17 protein-coding genes and 1 pseudogene are annotated in these 17,612 nt (G+C 38.4%); 17 read left to right on the top strand and 1 reads right to left on the bottom strand.

The genetic code is table 11. The features are described from left to right. Window positions 1-52: 52 nt before the first annotated feature. From argC to Q7O55_RS03120, 6 genes are all read left to right on the top strand, one after another. Window positions 53-1,003: an N-acetyl-gamma-glutamyl-phosphate reductase gene (gene argC, locus Q7O55_RS03145; RefSeq protein WP_303928226.1), complete on the top strand. Its 951-nt coding sequence runs from the start codon at window positions 53-55 to the stop codon at window positions 1,001-1,003. A gap of 10 nt (window positions 1,004-1,013) precedes the next feature. After that, window positions 1,014-1,871, top strand: a complete 858-nt coding sequence (gene argB / locus Q7O55_RS03140) for an acetylglutamate kinase (RefSeq protein WP_303928225.1) — start codon at window positions 1,014-1,016, stop codon at window positions 1,869-1,871. Window positions 1,872-1,956: 85 nt separating this feature from the next. Further along, on the top strand, window positions 1,957-3,144 hold the full coding sequence (locus Q7O55_RS03135) for an aspartate aminotransferase family protein (protein WP_303928224.1): 1,188 nt from the start codon (window positions 1,957-1,959) through the stop codon (window positions 3,142-3,144). 137 nt (window positions 3,145-3,281) lie between these two features. Beyond that, the gene (locus Q7O55_RS03130; RefSeq protein WP_004696604.1) at window positions 3,282-3,464 is read left to right on the top strand and encodes a hypothetical protein; all 183 of its coding nucleotides are present in this window, start codon (window positions 3,282-3,284) and stop codon (window positions 3,462-3,464) included. 190 nt (window positions 3,465-3,654) lie between these two features. Beyond that, window positions 3,655-4,833 carry a M20 family metallopeptidase gene (locus Q7O55_RS03125; protein WP_303928223.1) on the top strand — a complete coding sequence of 393 codons (1,179 nt, stop codon included), beginning with the start codon at window positions 3,655-3,657 and terminating at the stop codon, window positions 4,831-4,833. Between the two features lie 168 nt (window positions 4,834-5,001). Continuing rightward, entirely contained in the window at window positions 5,002-5,973 is a 972-nt protein-coding gene (locus tag Q7O55_RS03120) for an MFS transporter (protein ID WP_303928221.1), read from the top strand. 137 nt (window positions 5,974-6,110) lie between these two features. Here Q7O55_RS03120 and Q7O55_RS03115 read toward each other — a convergent pair whose 3' ends face one another. After that, entirely contained in the window at window positions 6,111-7,097 is a 987-nt protein-coding gene (locus tag Q7O55_RS03115) for a GMP reductase (protein WP_004696596.1), read from the bottom strand. 183 nt (window positions 7,098-7,280) lie between these two features. Between Q7O55_RS03115 and thiT the strand changes: the two genes are divergently transcribed. The 11 genes and pseudogenes from thiT to Q7O55_RS03060 all read left to right on the top strand — a co-directional run bounded on the left by thiT (window position 7,281) and on the right by Q7O55_RS03060 (window position 17,387). Next, complete coding sequence (gene thiT / locus Q7O55_RS03110) at window positions 7,281-7,811, top strand: energy-coupled thiamine transporter ThiT (RefSeq protein WP_303928220.1); 531 nt, start codon at window positions 7,281-7,283, stop codon at window positions 7,809-7,811. Beyond that, on the top strand, window positions 7,804-8,928 hold the full coding sequence (gene mobB, locus Q7O55_RS03105; protein ID WP_303928219.1) for a molybdopterin-guanine dinucleotide biosynthesis protein B: 1,125 nt from the start codon (window positions 7,804-7,806) through the stop codon (window positions 8,926-8,928). The genes thiT and mobB overlap by 8 nt, the downstream gene beginning before the upstream one ends. After that, window positions 8,909-10,144 (top strand): molybdopterin molybdotransferase MoeA, encoded by a 1,236-nt coding sequence (locus Q7O55_RS03100; protein ID WP_303928217.1) that lies wholly within the window; start codon window positions 8,909-8,911, stop codon window positions 10,142-10,144. The genes mobB and Q7O55_RS03100 overlap by 20 nt, the downstream gene beginning before the upstream one ends. A gap of 348 nt (window positions 10,145-10,492) precedes the next feature. Then, a complete protein-coding gene (locus Q7O55_RS03095) occupies window positions 10,493-10,828 on the top strand; it encodes a cupin domain-containing protein (protein WP_303928216.1) in 336 nt (111 codons plus the stop codon). Window positions 10,829-10,832: 4 nt separating this feature from the next. After that, window positions 10,833-11,156, top strand: a complete 324-nt coding sequence (locus Q7O55_RS03090) for a zeta toxin family protein (RefSeq protein WP_369691706.1) — start codon at window positions 10,833-10,835, stop codon at window positions 11,154-11,156. A gap of 15 nt (window positions 11,157-11,171) precedes the next feature. Continuing rightward, window positions 11,172-12,193: pseudogene (locus Q7O55_RS03085) on the top strand (helix-turn-helix domain-containing protein). A 365-nt stretch (window positions 12,194-12,558) separates the two neighbouring features. Continuing rightward, complete coding sequence (locus tag Q7O55_RS03080) at window positions 12,559-12,825, top strand: SemiSWEET family transporter (protein WP_369691705.1); 267 nt, start codon at window positions 12,559-12,561, stop codon at window positions 12,823-12,825. A 263-nt stretch (window positions 12,826-13,088) separates the two neighbouring features. Further along, window positions 13,089-14,117: an AraC family transcriptional regulator gene (locus Q7O55_RS03075; RefSeq protein WP_287511405.1), complete on the top strand. Its 1,029-nt coding sequence runs from the start codon at window positions 13,089-13,091 to the stop codon at window positions 14,115-14,117. A gap of 385 nt (window positions 14,118-14,502) precedes the next feature. Beyond that, window positions 14,503-15,405, top strand: coding sequence for a L(+)-tartrate dehydratase subunit alpha (ttdA, locus tag Q7O55_RS03070; RefSeq protein WP_054746885.1), 903 nt, complete (start codon window positions 14,503-14,505; stop codon window positions 15,403-15,405). Further along, window positions 15,405-16,016 (top strand): L(+)-tartrate dehydratase subunit beta, encoded by a 612-nt coding sequence (ttdB, locus tag Q7O55_RS03065; protein WP_024062026.1) that lies wholly within the window; start codon window positions 15,405-15,407, stop codon window positions 16,014-16,016. Before ttdA ends, ttdB begins: the two co-directional genes overlap by 1 nt. Before the next feature lie 102 nt (window positions 16,017-16,118). Further along, complete coding sequence (locus Q7O55_RS03060; RefSeq protein ID WP_303928209.1) at window positions 16,119-17,387, top strand: SLC13 family permease; 1,269 nt, start codon at window positions 16,119-16,121, stop codon at window positions 17,385-17,387. The last annotated feature ends 225 nt before the right edge of the window (window positions 17,388-17,612 follow it).

Below are 17,612 nucleotides of genomic sequence, written 5' to 3'. Positions count from 1 at the left end.
AGGGCTATATAAATAGGTGTGAGTCACCAATAGGTGAGAATTGAGGTTTATTATGACACTCCATAGAGTATTTATTGTTGGTCATGAAGGCACAACTGGTCTTAGAATTCATGAACGATTATCCGATCGAAAAGATATAGAACTCTTAGCGACTGCTGATGAGGATCGCAAAAATGTAGAGGCCATTAAAGTGGTTGCAAAAAAAGCGGATCTTGTATTTCTATGTTTACCTGATGTGGCATCTAAGGAAATTATGGCCGCTATTGGTGATTTTCCATGTAAGGTTATTGATACTTCTACAGCGTTTAGAACTACAGCTGGTTGGGCATATGGGTTTCCAGAACTTGGTGAAAGCTACAAAACAGATATTGCAACTAAAAAACATATTGCAAATCCTGGCTGTCATGCGAGCGGTATGATTGCTTGTATAGCGCCTCTTGTAAAAGCAGGGCTCGTGCCAGCGGATTATCCTTTCACCATTATATCCTTAACAGGCTATAGCGGTGGTGGTAAAAAGATGATTGGCCAATATGAAAGCAATCCAAAAGACTATTTCCTTTATGCTCCTCGTCAATATGGGCTTGGTCAAGAACATAAACATTTACCTGAAGTACAACATGTATGCGGTATTAGTGAAGCGCCAATTTTTATGCCAATCGTTGATGACTACTACTCTGGGATGGAGGTTACAGTAGGTATTCATAGTCGTTTATGTCATAAACCTGTTTGCATTGATAAGGTGCAACAAGTATTAGAAGACTTTTATAAACATAGTGCGATTATTACGGTCGCACCATTTACTGAAAATAGTAACACTAGCATGTTAAACGCTAATCAATTAAGCAATACGGACAGCATGAAAATCTATGTGACTGGTAACGATGAACGCATTATGGTTCACGCTATATTCGATAATTTAGGTAAAGGTGCATCTGGTGCGGCTGTTCAATGCATGAATATCGCATTAGGTTTGCCAGAAGAGACTGGATTGGTATTGGGGTAGAGGTAATACTATGAAGGACGTAACAAATGCAATGCGGGCGCAGATACTAACGGCGGCCGTTCCATATATAAAACAATATACCGATCAGTATGTTGTCGTTAAATACGGCGGCAATGCCATGGTTGATGAAGAGTTAAAAAAATCTGTCATGAAGGATTTACTATTACTTCAATTAGTGGGGGTCAAAGTAGTCCTTGTTCATGGTGGTGGCCCAGCTATTAATAGTACCTTAGAGGCGATGCAAATTAAATCACATTTTGCTAATGGATTACGCGTTACAGATGAAGCAACAATGAATGTTGTACAAATGGTATTAGCCGGCAAGGTGAATAAAGGTCTCGTAGCGAATTTAACGGATCTAGGTGGTAAAGCTGTTGGTCTCTGTGGTGTGGATGGCAACATGATTCAAGTTCATAAACAAAACGAAGAACTTGGTTATGTAGGTTATATTGATGCTATTGATACGAGCATTATCCATGACGTAATCAGCCGTGGCTATATTCCGGTTATTTCTTCTATCGGCATGGGTGCCGATGGTAATACTTACAATATTAATGCTGATACCGTAGCCGCAAAGATTGCGGGCGCTCTCAAGGCGGAAACAATGGTGGCTATGACCAATATTGATGGTGTACTGCGAGATGTACATGATCCAAATTCTTTAATTCCTAAAATTACAATGGCTGAGGCGGCTCAGTTAAAAGCCGATGGTATTATAGCGGGCGGCATGATTCCTAAGGTGGATTGCTGCTTAGAGGCCATAGAAGCAGGTGCGCAAAAGGTATTCATCATCAATGGAGAGATTCCACATGCTATTCTTATTGAGTTATTAACCGATGAAGGTCTTGGCACAATGTTTGTTGCGTAATATAGTAGATATAATACTGGTAATCATCTATAGGTTATCTTTTATATAGATAGACGACGGCAAGGCCGTACGTTTGGAGGGTATAATGAATAATACAATCGATTTCGAACAACAAGATAAAGAATATATAGCCAATACGTATGGTCGGTTCAACGTATGCTTTCAAAAAGGGAAGGGTTCTCTCTTGTGGGATGTAGAGGGTAAAGAATACATTGACCTTGGCTCTGGTATTGGTGTAACGGCTTTTGGTGTTGACGATGATGAGTGGACTGACGCTGTTACTAAGCAGTCTCATGCGTTGAATCATATTTCTAATTTATACTATTCTTTGCCACAGATTGAACTAGCGAAACAGCTCTGCGCGAAAACGGGGATGAAAAAGGTGTTTTTCTCTAACTCTGGTGCGGAGTCTAACGAATGTGCTATTAAGGCAGCGCGTAAATATAGCCATGATAAATACGGCGAAGGTCGTCATGTAGTTGTTACCTTGGTCAATAGTTTCCACGGTCGTACTATTACCACCTTGTCTGCTACAGGACAAGATGTATTCCATCAACATTTCTTCCCATTTACGGAAGGCTTTATTCATACACCAGCCAATGATATTGATGCGGCTTTGAAAGTCCTTGCTAATCCAGCTGTTTGTGCTATCATGATGGAACCTATCCAAGGTGAAGGTGGGGTTATGCCCTTAGATAAAGAGTTTGTCCAAGCGGTAACAAAATATGCGCATGAACACGATCAACTGGTACTTATCGATGAGGTACAAACTGGTAATGGTCGGACTGGTAGTCTATATGCATATCAACAATTTGGCATCGAACCAGATGTGGTATCTACTGCAAAAGGCTTGGCGGGAGGTCTACCAATGGGGGCTACTTTGTTCAATGAAAAGATGCAGTACGTTTTAAATGCTGGTGCCCACGCTACTACCTTTGGGGGAAATCCAATCTGCGCGGCTGCAGGGAACACTATTATTAGCCGGTTAACTCCTGAATTTCTCGATTCTGTAAAAGTAAAAGGGGAATACGTAAAATCTACCTTAACTGGTAAACCTGGTGTCATTGGTGTTAGTGGTATGGGGCTCATGCTCGGTATTGAGACTACAGTAGATGCAAAAGCTGTCATTGCAAAATGTTTAGAAAAGGGCGTAGTATGCTTATCTGCTAAAAATAAGGTACGACTTTTACCAGCCCTTAATATTCCACAAGAACAATTAGAAAAGGCGATACGTATTTTGGCTGAAGTGATTGAAGAATTAGCTGCAAAATAAGAATTCGTCTAGCTTTCATAAATATTGTTTACTATAGTTATGTAACATTGAACTATGGAAATAAACCGATGATTATATAGACTTTAGTCCGTATTCGTGTTACCCTAGAAGAAACAGTCTATATTGGAGGAGTGAATATGAATACAGAATCCTTACGTAATGAAGTATTGGTTCCGGCGGTAGCAAAAACGTTGGACATTGCTGCAAAAGCAAAACCTACAAAAGAAGAAATTATCACAACGGCGAAAATCACCGCTGCTGTGACAGTTGCAACAGCTGTTGTATCCTTAGCGGTACAAGCAGTATTGCGTAACCGATAAGAAACTGAGAAAACGACATGGCGCTGCCTGTCGTTTTCTTTTACATTTATCCTGTTATTCCCCTAAATAAGGGGCTTTTCTTGGTGCAAGTAAGTTGTGTATTTATAAATTCGTAGACTGTATAATCGTTATATATTAGCGATGCATATTGATATGCAATTGATATACTGATATTAGAGGAGGCGATACGATGCATAGTCGCGATTTAATAGAGCAATATAAAAGCTACGTTCAAGATTGGCGTAGATATTTTCATAAACATCCAGAGCTCAGCAACGAAGAGTTTGAAACGACAAAGACACTCGCTAAAGAATTAGGATCAATAGGCGTAGAGGTTCATGTAGACACAGAACGTGGTATAGGCTTAATCGGTATTATCCATGGTGCTAAGCCTGGAAAGGCTATTGCATTGCGCGCCGACATCGATGCACTGCCTGTTCATGAACATAATACAGTGGACTATAAATCTGATGTAGAAGGTAAAATGCATGCTTGCGGTCATGATGGACATATGGCTATTTTATTAGGTGCGGCTAAAATGCTAATGTCTATGAAAGACCGTATTGAAGGCGATGTGTATTTAGCATTCCAACCTGCGGAAGAAACTGGCGCAGGGGCTCCGGATTTCATCAAGTTTGGTGACTGGTATGATAAGGTAGGTGCTATCTTTGGTGGTCATGTGTGGATCGATTTGCCTGCCGGTCTCGTATCTGTTGAGGAAGGCCCTCGTATGGCTGCGAGTAGCCAGATTACTATTAACGTAAAAGGAAAACAAGGTCATGGTGCACAGCCACATCAAGCGGTCGATGCTATCGTGGTGGCTAGTGCCATCGTTATGAATTTACAAACCGTAGTGTCTCGTAATGTTAGCGCGTTAGACTCTCTTGTACTAACTATTGGGAATATTCATTCTGGCTCTGAATGGAATGTTATCCCTGGTGAAGCTAAAATGGGGGGGACCATTCGATTCTTTGATCCGGGCCAAGAAGAGTATTATGTTGAATCCATACGCCGTGTAGTAGAACATACGGCTGAAGCCTATGGCGCGACTGCTACATTAGAATATGTAAAAAAAGTACCACCTACTATCAATGATCCTGAATCCAGTGAACTTGCAGAACGTGTTGTTATTGATACATTAGGTAAAGACAAGCTTTCTAAGATGCGTAAAGTAATGCCGGGGGAAGATTTTGCATGGTATTTACAAGATAAACCAGGATGCTTTGCCTTTATTGGTATTCAAAATTCGGAAGTAGAGGCTACCTTCGATCACCATAATAATAGATTTAATATGGATGACTCCGTACTATCTGCGGCATCAGCGGTGTATGCGGAATATGCCATTGCTTGGTTACAAGAAAATAAATAAATTTTAATCTGATAAACCCCTTTACATTTTTCGTAAAGGGGTTTATTATATTCCAATATTAAATCATATGTAATTAAAATGGTTTCCTGTTAAAGTACAAGTTTTAGTGCTTTGCGGATAAAAAGGGCCTTTCTTCGCCGGACGGTTCTAGAAGCCAGAAAGGATGTAATGAACGATCAAGTTTCTATTTCAACAGCAAATATTCGTGGTGCTTTTGGGGCATTTTTTATCCCCGGCATGTACACAGCTTTATGGGCTGGTTTTGTGCCATATTTAAAAGCAAAGCTTAGTATTGGTGCAGATGTATTAGGTTCCATGATTTTGTTGCTCAGTGTAGGTTCTTGTTTATCCATGGCTATAGCAGGTAAGCTTGTAGAAAGCTTTGGGTGTAAGAGAGTCGTTTTGCTCGTGCTTTTAAAAATCTTATCGCTGCCTGTTAATCAAAGTATTTGGGGACTTCTCATCGTACTATTTATTGCGATGGTTGTAGTTAGCCAATTTATGTTGACCTTTGGTAGTGATCCAAATGCAAAGGTTACTAAAAAATCTAAAAGCCCATTGTCCTTTCATCCAATCGCTCTTATTTTTGGTTTATTGTCCTTTGTTTCTTATTTGGTAGAAGGTGCTGTAGGGGACTGGAGTGCATTATATTTATTGGAAGATAAAGGGATTCTTATCGAAGAGGCTGTCATGGGTGTAATGCTCTTTAATGGTACTATGTGTATAGGCCGTTTGCTTGGTAATAGATTAGGTAAACATTTAACATCAAAGCAAGTTGTTGTTGGTGGCTACTTACTTGGCTCTATTGCGATGGGGCTTATCGTGTTCTTGCCAGGTCATGCATCCATGTATACTTACTTATTATTGGGTATTTCATTAGCTATGATAGTACCAAACCTATTCTCTGCAATGGGGGAACAAAATGTCATTCCTATGACACAAGCGGTCGCAACATCCACAATGCTCGGTTATATGGGTATTTTGATGGGACCTGCCTTAATTGGTTTCATTGCGCACGGTACAAGTCTTACAGTAGCATTTATCGTATTGACTACATTGCTTGTTGTAAGTGCAGGTATTGGTAAATACGCATACCATTTAATGAGTAAAGACTGTGGTCTTAGTGAAGAACAAATTTAATAGCCTATAATTAAGGAGCTACGATTTTCGTATCGTAGCTCCTTTTTCATATTTTTATATTTTATGTATTTCTCGCATTAAAAAGCCACAGGTCTAGAACCTGTGGCTTTTAGAACTATCATTATATATTGATTAGATTAGCGATCGCCATTGAAGATGGAGTTTTTAACAAGCACATAGTCTACTTTGCGAATGGCTTGTAGAGTCGTACCGCCAGCGTAAGAAATAGCGGATTGTAAATCTTGTTCCATTTCAGTTAATGTATCGAAGATAGAACCTTTGGAATCGATGAAGATTTTTTTACCTTCTACATTTTTGCGTTCCCCTTTTTGGAACTCAGAAGCGGAACCAAAGTATTCTTTTACAGCTTTGCCGTCAACAATCTTTTCTTCCCCTGGGGATTCCTCGTGACCTGCAAAGAGGGAGCCAATCATAACCATGGTAGCACCAAAGCGAATGGATTTTGCGATATCTCCATGGTCACGAATACCGCCGTCAGCGATGATAGGTTTAGTAGCTGCTTTTGCGCACCAGCGAACAGCCGCTAATTGCCAGCCACCAGTACCAAAGCCGGTTTTCAATTTTGTGATACATACTTTACCAGGACCGATGCCTACTTTAGTCGCATCAGCACCAGCATTTTCTAGTTCACGAACTGCTTCTGGAGTGCCTACATTACCAGCGATAATGAAGGTTTCAGGTAAGTTCTTTTTTATGTATTGGATCATTTCGATGACCGCATTGGAATGACCATGTGCAATATCAATAGTGATATATTCTGGGGTTAAGTTTGCTTTCTTAAATTCATCAACTAAAGCAAATTCTTCAGCTTTTACGCCGATAGAAATAGAAGAATATAGGTTAAGGTCGTGCATACGTTTTACAAAGTCCATACGACGTTCTGGTTGGAAACGATGCATGATATAGAAATACCCTTCACGAGCTAATTTTTCAGCCAACTCTTCGTCGATAATAGTTTGCATATTAGCAGGTACTACTGGTAAGCGGAATGTGCGTTTACCTAATTTTACATGTGTATCACATTCGCTACGACTGGAGACAATACATTTGTTAGGAATCAATTGCACGTCTTCATAATCAAAGATGTTAGTTGTATTAATCATAGTTTCTATATCTCCTTCGAGTATTACATATTGAACCTGTACCATTATACAAGAGACTCATAAAATTTTCAATACGTTCCGAATATTTTGTTTGGTGTAAGGGATAAACTGTAGTACAATACAAGTAGATTGTATAAATAATATATTCATTTATAAATATATGGTAAAAGGAGGTTGATTAATGTGGAACAGTCTAAAATCCGTATGCTTGCTGAAGCTGGCGTAGCAATTGCCATTGCTCAAGTGTTGTCATTTATTACGATTTTTCATATGCCACAGGGGGGCTCTATTAAGGCGGCAGCTTTGGTACCACTCATGATTTACGCATATCGTTGGGGCGGAACACGAGGGATCTTCGTAGGTATTGTATATGGTATATTACACTTTATTTTAGGCTTTAAATCATCTGTTCATTATTTAAGTATTGTATTAGACTACTTGGTTGCTTACGGTGCTATTGGCGTTTGTGGTTACTTTAAAGATTCTCTTTCTGGACTTATCACTGGATCCATCGTAGGTATTGTATTGCGTTGGGGGGCATCTGTTACGAGCGGTGCTGTAGTCTTTGCTAGCTATGCTCCGCAAGGGCAGAATCCTTGGGTTTATTCTATGATTTATAATGCATCCTATATGGTGCCAGATGGCCTTTTAAATATTGCAGTTTTACTATTCATTTACCAAGGTGTTAAACGAGGTTTACAACGTCGTGGATAAATTAGGTTTAATTATTTTGGCTGGAGGACTCAGCGCTAGAATGGGGCAACCTAAAGCTTTGTTGCCTTGGATTAATGGTGAAAGTCTTATATCTCATGCCCTTCGTAAGGGCTTAGATGCAGATGTTCAAGATATTCTTATCTCCATCGGTGATGACGAGCAATTAGGACTTGCTATACAGACTCATATTATAGATACATTATCGAACGATGAGAAAAATAAGGTTTCTATTGTTCGGGATTCTATTGGGCGATGCGGACCTTTAGGGGGGCTGTATAGCACTCTAGCGGTTGGTACTAGTTCTGCTTATGCAGTAATGGCAGTAGATATGCCATTCATGGAAATGGATTTGTATTATGATTGGCTCTATCAAGTAGAGCATAATGATTGGAATGTCATTGTCCCATATAGTGAAAGTGGTAAATCTGAGCCGATGGCCGGTATTTATAGGCCATATATTGCGTCCTTAATTCAATCTATTCTTGTTGGCGAAAATGTATCCTTGCATCATGCTCTTGACGTCATTGGGCATGTTGAGTCCATTGATGCTACTGACTATAGCTGGGAATTAAGTAATATTAATCGCTTTGAAGATTATCAATGGGCGCGAGCTTTGGCGGAAAATGAATTTCGCCGTGTACCTTTAATTAGTGTGGTCGCATCAAAACGTAAAACAGGTAAGACAACTGTTGTAACGCGTCTTGTGTCTGAGTTACAAAAAATCGGTTTATCCGTTGGTGTTGTCAAAAGCGATAAACATGGCTTTCAGATGGATCATGAGGGAACAGATACAGATCTTGCTTATAAAGCTGGGGCTGATGCGGTTGCTATTGCAGGGCCTACTGAAACAGCGATTCGCATACGTACAAAAGAACAATCAAACCTGTATGAAATATCACAGTTTATGCCTGTAGATATAGTTATACTAGAAACGAGATCACAAGGAATCGCTCCAATTATAGAGGTTACTCAAGAGGGGCATACGGAAGAGCTAATCTCGGATAACATGGACCGAGTGGCGACGATAGAAATTGGCAAGTTAGATCAAGACGTATCTGAATTGGTACGTCATATACAGGAAATGATGAGGAGTTTAAATGGCCGTCGTTACTGTTGAGAAGGCGCTCCAATTGTGGAATGAAGCCTTACAAACGCAAGTTCATAAAGTTGAAACAATAGATGTTAAGGCTGCGAAGGGGTACGTGTTAGCAGAGAATATTATTGCTCCCACAGACGTACCTGCATTCCCAAAATCTGCTATGGATGGTTATGCCATCGCCTACGAAGAAGGTCGTAATGAATATATCGTTGACGGTATCATTGGTGCTGGTGTTGTATGGGAACATCCCGTAGACGTTGGTCATGCGGTGCGTATTATGACTGGTGCACCAGTACCAGACACATGTGATACTGTCATCATGCAAGAACAAGTGGTTGGCACTGGTGAACCACAAACTACAATTACGATTCAAGGCAAATATCATTGTGGTGATCATATTATTCCACAAGGTGAGGAGTGTGTTGCCGGCACCATTGTGATTCCACGTGGTACAGAGGTAACATCTACAGTACAAACCATTTTGACGGGACTTGGTATTATTGAGATATCTGTTAATGCCATGCCTCGCGTGTTAGTTCTTACCTCTGGTCACGAGGTTATTGAACCTGGTGAAAGTTTAACACCTGGTAAAATTTACAACTCTAATCGAGCTATGATTTGTGGCCTCTTGGAGGATTTAGGGTTTCACAAGATAACACACTATCATGTAAGTGATGCTCCGAAGGAGCTAGATTCTGAAATCAATCATGTTTTGAAACTTAGTGAAGAAGCAGATATTATTATCAGTTCTGGTGGTGTATCGGTAGGTCTTTTTGATACGATGCCTCTTATTTATGAAAAACTAGGGGCAAAATCTATCTATGCCCGTATTCAAATGCGACCGGGTGCAGCATCTTATGGTGCGGTTACCCCAAAAGGTCAGATTATCTTTGGTTTGTCCGGTAATCCAGGGGCTGCCTTTAATGGGTGGCATTTAATCGTAGCACCTACCTTGAAGCGTTATAAAGGGTTGGCTAATTGGACGACTCCAGTGGTGGCTTGTGTAATGGATACAGAAATCTTCAAACGTAATGCCTTTGATCGTTATGTACAAGGGAAAGTCATATTTTGCGGTGGAGCGCCACGTTTTGTGGCTAATCGTCACTTTAATAGTAGTAGTATGTTAGGGCTATATACTGTGAATGCGTTGGCATGTATTCCACGAGGGATTCATGCAGTACATCCTGGTGATACATTTAATGTGTATCTATTAGGCTTGCTGCCTGCAGTTTAGACCGTATTGATTTTTAGATTCTTACTCTAATGCTTTAGATTTTTTAGCGTTTTAGAGTTATAGATACAAATATATCTAGTTAAATAACTATAATATTTATAGTTAATCATAATATAAAAAGACGAGGTCTCTTAGGAGTCCTCGTCTTTGCGTTTATTCAAAACATTTCGTTTATCCAAAAATATTTTAAATTTTGCCACCAAAGATACTGAAATTTAATCTCAATTAAATTATAATAAAATTAAGGGAAGGATATTTTTTAGTTATATCAATTGGGTTTTGATAAAACTGTTTAAATCTACTTTTTATTTACTTTTACTATTATATAGCTATTAAGGAGTGATTTCTATGAGTAAGACTTTCACAAAAAATATTCCGGTAAACGAAATTTTACATCTAGGCGAACACCTGGAGTATAAAGAGGGGCAAGTGATTAGTATTACGATTGCCCAAAATGAGCGACTCAGCATTACATTATTTGCACTGCCAAAGGGTGAAGAAATCTCTACACATGTAACTGTAGGTGATGCGATTGTGCAAATTCTCGATGGTGAGGCGCACGTCGTTGTTGGTGATGTGGAACATACTGTGAAAGCTGGTGAAACCTTGATTATGCCATCGGAAGTACCTCATAGCCTAGATGCAAGAGAAAGCTTTAAGATGCTGTTGACCGTAGTTAAATAAATATATCATAATAAATGCATCCCTTATATCAATAAGGGGTGCATTTTATATGTATCCTTTACAAGCTAGAGCCACACCTAAAGATCATCATGATGGAATTGTAAAATCTTTGGTCTCTAATATTAATGAACTTGAACAGAGTGGACTTTTTGAAAGCGTTCAAGTGTATAAACGTGATTTAGAACAAGTATATAATTCAAAATTATGTACTGAATCTGTTGGAGCGGTTGTAGACCAAATTTTATTCGGTTCTTGGTCTCAGGATGAAATCGATTTGTTGGCGCTAGGTAGAACACAAGAACAGGAGCTGCGAAAGCAGTTATGTTAAAGGACTTTGGAAATTATGGATTACTTCGACTATTCATATAAACATAATTACATAGAGTTTAGCAGCAACATATATCGAGTTGGTACATACCATTACAATTGGTATGGGGAAACGGAGATTTTTATCTTGTTAAAAGGGCGCGTTGAGATGAGTTGTAATGGCGAGGTGTTTACACTAGAGCCACTTGATGCGGTTATTATTTCCCCTTAAGAGTACACTCAAAACTTGCTTTGGAGGAGGATATAATAGCTTTTGCAATTCATGTAGGAAACGAGTTTTATCAACAGTATGATCCAGACTTTGGATCGTACCAATTTGTTGTTCGTTCTGATAAAAGCACTCGTCATAATCAATTTTTTACGACATTGCGTCACCATGCGGCTTTGATGATGTTGTTGATGGCTAAAGGTGAAAGTCCTGTGCATCGCATGTGGGTAGAGCATCATTATTTAGCATTAGCGGGCGATGTGTTTAGGGAGTTTGATCCGGTTAAACTTGTTCACGAAAATGCTAGGCCTGGTGATATAAAGCCGGCTACCTTTGATAAGATGAGTGCTTATATCGATGAACATTATCAACAAAAAATTGAGTTAGAAGATATTGCTAAAATTGGTGGCTATAATGTGGCCTATACCTCTCAGTTCTTTAAACGACAAATGGGTATTTCCTTTGTTGACTATGTATTGCGTTTAAGACTAAGAGCGGCAACAACTCGTTTGACTAGCTCTGATGAGGCAGTTGCTAGGATAGCTAGCAGTTGTGGCTTTGCAGATATTAAAGCCTTTAATGTGGCTTTTAAAAAACATTTCCACGTGACACCAACAGAATATCGTAAACAAGTAAAAGAAATTGGACGTAAAACAACATTACAAAACGGGGTAGAAATTGTTTCTGTTGAAAATCAAGATGTTCTTGATCTGTTACACTCGTTCTTGTCCTATGAAGATGATTCGAGAGCTAAGAGTGAGCTAGAGTTTATGAGTCAAAAACTAGAAACTTTAAAAGCGAAGTTGGCCGACGTGGTAAAGGCATTATAACGAATCTTCTAATTAATGATTTAACGCCAATATGTTGTAAATAAAATTTGGACTAATGTAAATTAAATTTTTTTTGACATATAGAAATATTAGGATTGGGTGATTTTCTATATATTAAAATACTCTAAAGATAATAGAAAAGCACTACTGTTGATAGGTAGTGCTTTTTTTGTATGTATTTTTTTGGTGAATTTATATAATTTTATAGTCTCGGAATAAGAAAAATATATAGAAAACTTTAATTTTTGCTTAATTTAATTCAAAAATTTGTCTGTTAATTTGGATAGTTAGATTCTCTAAACTGGGTAGAATATAGTTCATGAGGAATTAACAATAACATAAAGTTAATCAATTTGGAGGATATACTGAATCAAGTAAATTTTATGGAAAACTTAGGGAAAGTTGCAACTGTTACTGCTGTAGCCATGTATGTATCTTACTTCCCACAAATTATGAACAACTTAGCACATCCAGGTACTGGTGATTGGATCCAATCTTTAGTAGCGGCCGTCAACTGTACATTATGGGTATTATACGGTTTGTTTAAAGAACATAGAGATATTCCAGTAGCATTAGCCAATGCACCAGGTATCTTTTTCGGTTTAGCAGCAGCTATTACGGCTCTTATGTAATATTGATGAGTAAGGCTGTTATGTTATTAAAGCTTGGTATAAATATAATAATCAAGATGTCGTTGACCGAAGTTAAATAAATATATCATAATAAATGCATCTCTTCGATTAGAAAGGGATGCATTTTTGTATTTCGGTTAACTATTTTGTAGGTATTGAAATTAGTGGAGAGACCTTTGTTTGTATTATTTTTACTAGAAAAGATTACCTTTTAATAATTAGTTATTTGATTTTACAGGGTTTACAGGGAATGATTAGATATCATGGATTACTTTCACTATACATATAAACACAATCATATAGATTTTAGTAGCCACATATATAAGGTTAGCACATATCATTACAACTGGCATGGAGAGACTGAAATTCTTATCTTGTTGAAGGGTCGTATTGAGATGAGTTGTAATAGTGAGGTTTTTACGATGGAACCTCTTGACTCTATTATTATTTCTCCTCAGGTGGGGCATGCCACCCTAGCGCTTGAAGAGGATACGACGGCTCTTGTTATTCATGTAGGGAAAGATTTTTTCCAGCAGTTTGATCCAAATTTTGGAATGTATCAATTTGTGGTGCGTTCAGATAAGTCGAATCGGCATAATTCGTTTTTTACCTCTTTACGACATCATGCAGCGATGATGATGTTGATAAAGGCGAATGGTGAAAGTCCCATTAATCGTATGTGGTTAGAACATCATTATTTAGCATTAGCTAGTGAGGTATACGATGAAATTAATGCGGTTAAGTCGATATATGTACATTCAAAGCCTGTGGATATGACTGTAGCTACCTTTGATAAGATGATTGCTTATATTGATGAAAACTATCAACAAAAGATTGAGCTAGAAGATATTGCAAAAATTGGTGGATATAATGTGAACTATACATCACAATTTTTTAAACGCCAATTAGGAGTCTCTTTTCTTGAGTATCTGTTGCGTTTGAGACTACGAGAGGCCACAGTTCGTCTGGTCAACTCTGAGGATGGGGTAGCGCATATTGCGAGTAGTTGTGGCTTTGCAGATATTAAAGCCTTTAATGTGGCCTTTAAAAAGCACTTCCATACGACGCCATCGGAATATCGCAAGCAAGCAAAAGAATTAGGACGTAAGACAAAGCTTCATGATTGGAAGGAGATCATCTCTACACAAGAGGAAGATATTATAGAAGTACTACAATCTTGCTTACCCTATGAACATGATACTAGGCATAAGCTTGAGCTAGAGGAAGCGAATCAAAAGTTACAAGATGTTAGAGCTCAGCTTGAAGTAGTTGTTAGGAAACTACAGGGCTAGAATTACCTTTTTATATCACTATAATGGTGGAATTATTTCATCATTTTAAGTTCTAATTATGATAAATATACAATCATTAGGTATAGGTAAATTTGTATATATTATAATCCTATAAAAATAAATGGTAAAAGAGCACTACTTTTCGATAGGTAGTGCTTTTTTTGATATTTTGGTATAGGTGTAATTGTATATTTTAAATGGGTAAAAATATAATCATATAGGTGATTTTGTATTAATTTGTCTTGCTTTCACCATCAAAAAACAACTTGTAAATTGGATAGTTATATTCTGAAAAAAGAGTAGAATGAAATCATCGAAAGGAGCTAAGGTTCCGAAACAGAAATAATTTGCATCTTAAATAATGAAGTCTTTTTGGAGGTTTACGATGAGTACGAAAGAACAACAAGTGCAAGAAATGACAAATGTCATTGCAAAGTTCATTGCTTATGTAGCAAAAAAGTTGCCTGATGATGTAGAGGCTAAAATCAAAGAGCTTGCAGCAGATGAAAAAAATCCATTAGCAAAAACAATTTATGAAACAATGAAAAAGAATCAGGAGTTGGCCTTCGATTTAAATCGTCCATCCTGCCAAGATACAGGTGTTCTACAGTTTTGGGTGAAGGTTGGTTCAAACTACCCATTGATCGGTGAATTGGAAGAAATCTTGCGTAATGCTACATACCAAGCAACACAAGATGCGCCACTTCGTCATAACTGTGTAGAAACATTTGATGAATTTAATACTGGTAAAAACATCGGACGTACAGCACCTTACATTACTTGGGATATCGTACCTGGTCGTGATGATGTAGAAATCTTCCCATACATGGCTGGTGGCGGTTGTTCCTTGCCAGGCTCTGGTAAAACATTGATGCCAGGTGAAGGTTATGAGGGAGTAGCTAAATTCGTATTAGATTTGATGACAAGTTATGGTTTAAATGCATGTCCTCCATTATTGGTTGGTGTAGGTATTGCTACATCCATCGATACTGCGGCAGCTATGTCTAAAAAAGCCTTGATGCGTCCCGTATCCTCTAAAGCAGATAATGAAAAAGCAGCATATATGGAGCAATTACTGGAAGATGGTATTAACGCATTGCACATTGGGCCACAAGGTATGGGTGGCGATAAATCCGTTATGGGCGTAAACATCGAGCACGGCTCTCGTCATCCATCTGTAATTTCCGTAGCTGTAAACGTTGGTTGTTGGAACCATCGCCGCGGTCATGTAGTATTCGATAAAGACGGTAAGTACGAAATTCTATCTCACAAAGGAGTGACATTCTAATGGCTAAACATATTTTGACAACACCTATTCAAGCTTCTGATCTCGAAGGTATTAAAGCAGGGGATATCATTTACTTAAATGGTCACATCACAACATGCCGTGATGTAGCTCATCGTCGTCTTGTTGAATATGGTCGTGAATTACCAGTAGATGTTCGTAACGGTGCCATCTTGCATGCTGGTCCAATCGTGCGTGACCATGGGGATGATAAATTCGAAATGATTTCCGTAGGTCCTACTACATCCATGCGTATGGAAAAATTCGAATATGAATTCGTAAAGCAAACTGGTGTACGTCTTATTGTAGGTAAAGGCGGTATGGGGCCTGAAACAACACGTGCCTGTAAAGATTTTGGTGCTCTTCACTGCGTATTCCCAGCAGGTAATGCGGTTCTTGCCGCAACAGAGGTAGAGGAAATCGAATCTGCTAATTGGCGTGAACTTGGTATGCCTGAAACCTTGTGGACTTGCCGCGTTAAAGAATTTGGTCCTCTCATCGTATCCATTGATGCAGATGGTAATAACTACTTTGAAAATAAGAAAGTAGAGTACAATGCGAAAAAAGAAGAAGTGTTAGAAGAAATTTACAAACACGTAAGCTTCATTAAATAATTTCATTGTGCGCTTTAACTTAATAGGGGGATTATACGAATTTTGTACAATCCTCCTTTTTTGTACCCTTTTTAGGTATATTACACGTAGTGGGAGGTATTTATGGATACAAGTGTAATGATAACTCTTGGCTTCTTGGTGTTTGCCATCGTCATGTTTGCATGGGAGAAAATTCCATTGTCTATTACAGCGATGATTGTGGCTGTAGGCTTACATCTAAGTGGTGTATTATCCGCTAAAGATGCATTCGCAGGTTTTGTAGATCCAAATGTGTTGCTCTTTATGGGTATGTTTGTTATTGGTGCGGCTTTCTTCGAAACGGGTGTAGCCGTAGAGGTAGGGAATGTAGTTCATAAATTTGCTAAAACTGAAACATCCTTACTTGTAGCTGTTATGATGATTACAGGCATTTTATCTGGTTTTTTATCTAATACTGGTACAGCCGCTGTACTGATTCCTGTAATTATCGGTATTTGTAAAAAGAGTGGCTTTAAACAAACTAAATTATTGATGCCATTGGTGTTTGCTGCTGCAATGGGTGGTAATATTTCTCTTATCGGTGCGCCTGGTAATATGATTGCACAAGCGGGCTTACAACAAGCGGGCCTAGGCTCTTTTGGTTTCTTTGATTATGGTTTAGTAGGTTTACCAATCCTTATCGTAGGCACTATATTCTATGCTACAATTGGTAAACGTTTCTTACCAGATGCTCCAAGTCATCAACCGGATGGTGCTTTTGAAAGTAATGAAGATTATAGCCATGTACCATCTTGGAAAAAATGGACAGCTGCCATCGTATTAATCTTGACAATTGTTGCTATGATTTTTGAAAAACAATTAGGTGTAAAACTCTATGTAAGTGCTTGGGTAGGTGCACTAGTCTTGGTGGCTACCAATGTTATAAGTGAAACAGCAGCTGTAAAATCAATCGATATGAAAACAATTATGCTCTTTGCTGGTTCCATGGCTCTTGGGGATGCAATGGTTAAAACTGGCACTGGCAGTGTTATTGCGGATATCATCGTTAATAGTCTCGGTGCAAGTCCATCTCCAATTGTAGTATTGGCAGTTCTGTTTGTATTAGGTGTGTTTATGACGAACTTCATGTCTAATACAGCTACCTGTGCATTATTAGTTCCCATTGGGCTTAGTCTAGCATCTCAACTTGGCTTTGATCCAAAAGCCGTTCTTGCGGCTATCGTAATTGCTAGTTCTTTAGCTTATGCTACTCCAATTGGTATGCCAGCAAATACTATGGTATATAATATAGCGGGCTACAGCTTTATGGATTATGTGAAAGCTGGCTTACCGCTTATTGTTGTATCTAGTATTGTGGCGCTTGTATTACTGCCAATTCTATTCCCGTTCTAATCTATTTTTAGACAATAAATGCCTAGTGTATGAGTTCATGCACTAGGCACTTTTTATGTATTTTAGCTATATCTTTAGTTATATACTAAAGAGTAACAATTTATTAGTCAAAATACTTAATTTGTTAATGATTAGTATTAGACAGAAGGTCCACTTTCATATATAATAGATTACTGTAGTTGTACAAATATACATCTACAGTAGACATTAAATGTGGTTTCATAG

The sequence above is a fragment of the Veillonella parvula genome, assembly GCF_945949885.1.
Lineage (GTDB): Bacteria > Bacillota > Negativicutes > Veillonellales > Veillonellaceae > Veillonella > Veillonella parvula_B.
Note: the sequence above shows the minus strand (reverse complement) of the source record. Positions and strands in the feature narration are given on the sequence as shown.

Bases quoted from the DNA above. Each gene is read 5' to 3' on its own strand.
- argC (WP_303928226.1), top strand. From the start codon at position 53: ATGACACTCCATAGAGTATTTATTGTTGGTCATGAAGGCACAACTGGT.
- argB (WP_303928225.1), top strand. From the start codon at position 1,014: ATGAAGGACGTAACAAATGCAATGCGGGCGCAGATACTAACGGCGGCC.
- Q7O55_RS03135 (WP_303928224.1), top strand. From the start codon at position 1,957: ATGAATAATACAATCGATTTCGAACAACAAGATAAAGAATATATAGCC.
- Q7O55_RS03130 (WP_004696604.1), top strand. From the start codon at position 3,282: ATGAATACAGAATCCTTACGTAATGAAGTATTGGTTCCGGCGGTAGCA.
- Q7O55_RS03125 (WP_303928223.1), top strand. From the start codon at position 3,655: ATGCATAGTCGCGATTTAATAGAGCAATATAAAAGCTACGTTCAAGAT.
- Q7O55_RS03120 (WP_303928221.1), top strand. From the start codon at position 5,002: ATGAACGATCAAGTTTCTATTTCAACAGCAAATATTCGTGGTGCTTTT.
- Q7O55_RS03115 (WP_004696596.1), bottom strand. From the start codon at position 7,097: ATGATTAATACAACTAACATCTTTGATTATGAAGACGTGCAATTGATT.
- Q7O55_RS03100 (WP_303928217.1), top strand. From the start codon at position 8,909: ATGGCCGTCGTTACTGTTGAGAAGGCGCTCCAATTGTGGAATGAAGCC.
- Q7O55_RS03095 (WP_303928216.1), top strand. From the start codon at position 10,493: ATGAGTAAGACTTTCACAAAAAATATTCCGGTAAACGAAATTTTACAT.
- Q7O55_RS03075 (WP_287511405.1), top strand. From the start codon at position 13,089: ATGGATTACTTTCACTATACATATAAACACAATCATATAGATTTTAGT.
- ttdA (WP_054746885.1), top strand. From the start codon at position 14,503: ATGAGTACGAAAGAACAACAAGTGCAAGAAATGACAAATGTCATTGCA.
- ttdB (WP_024062026.1), top strand. From the start codon at position 15,405: ATGGCTAAACATATTTTGACAACACCTATTCAAGCTTCTGATCTCGAA.
- Q7O55_RS03060 (WP_303928209.1), top strand. From the start codon at position 16,119: ATGGATACAAGTGTAATGATAACTCTTGGCTTCTTGGTGTTTGCCATC.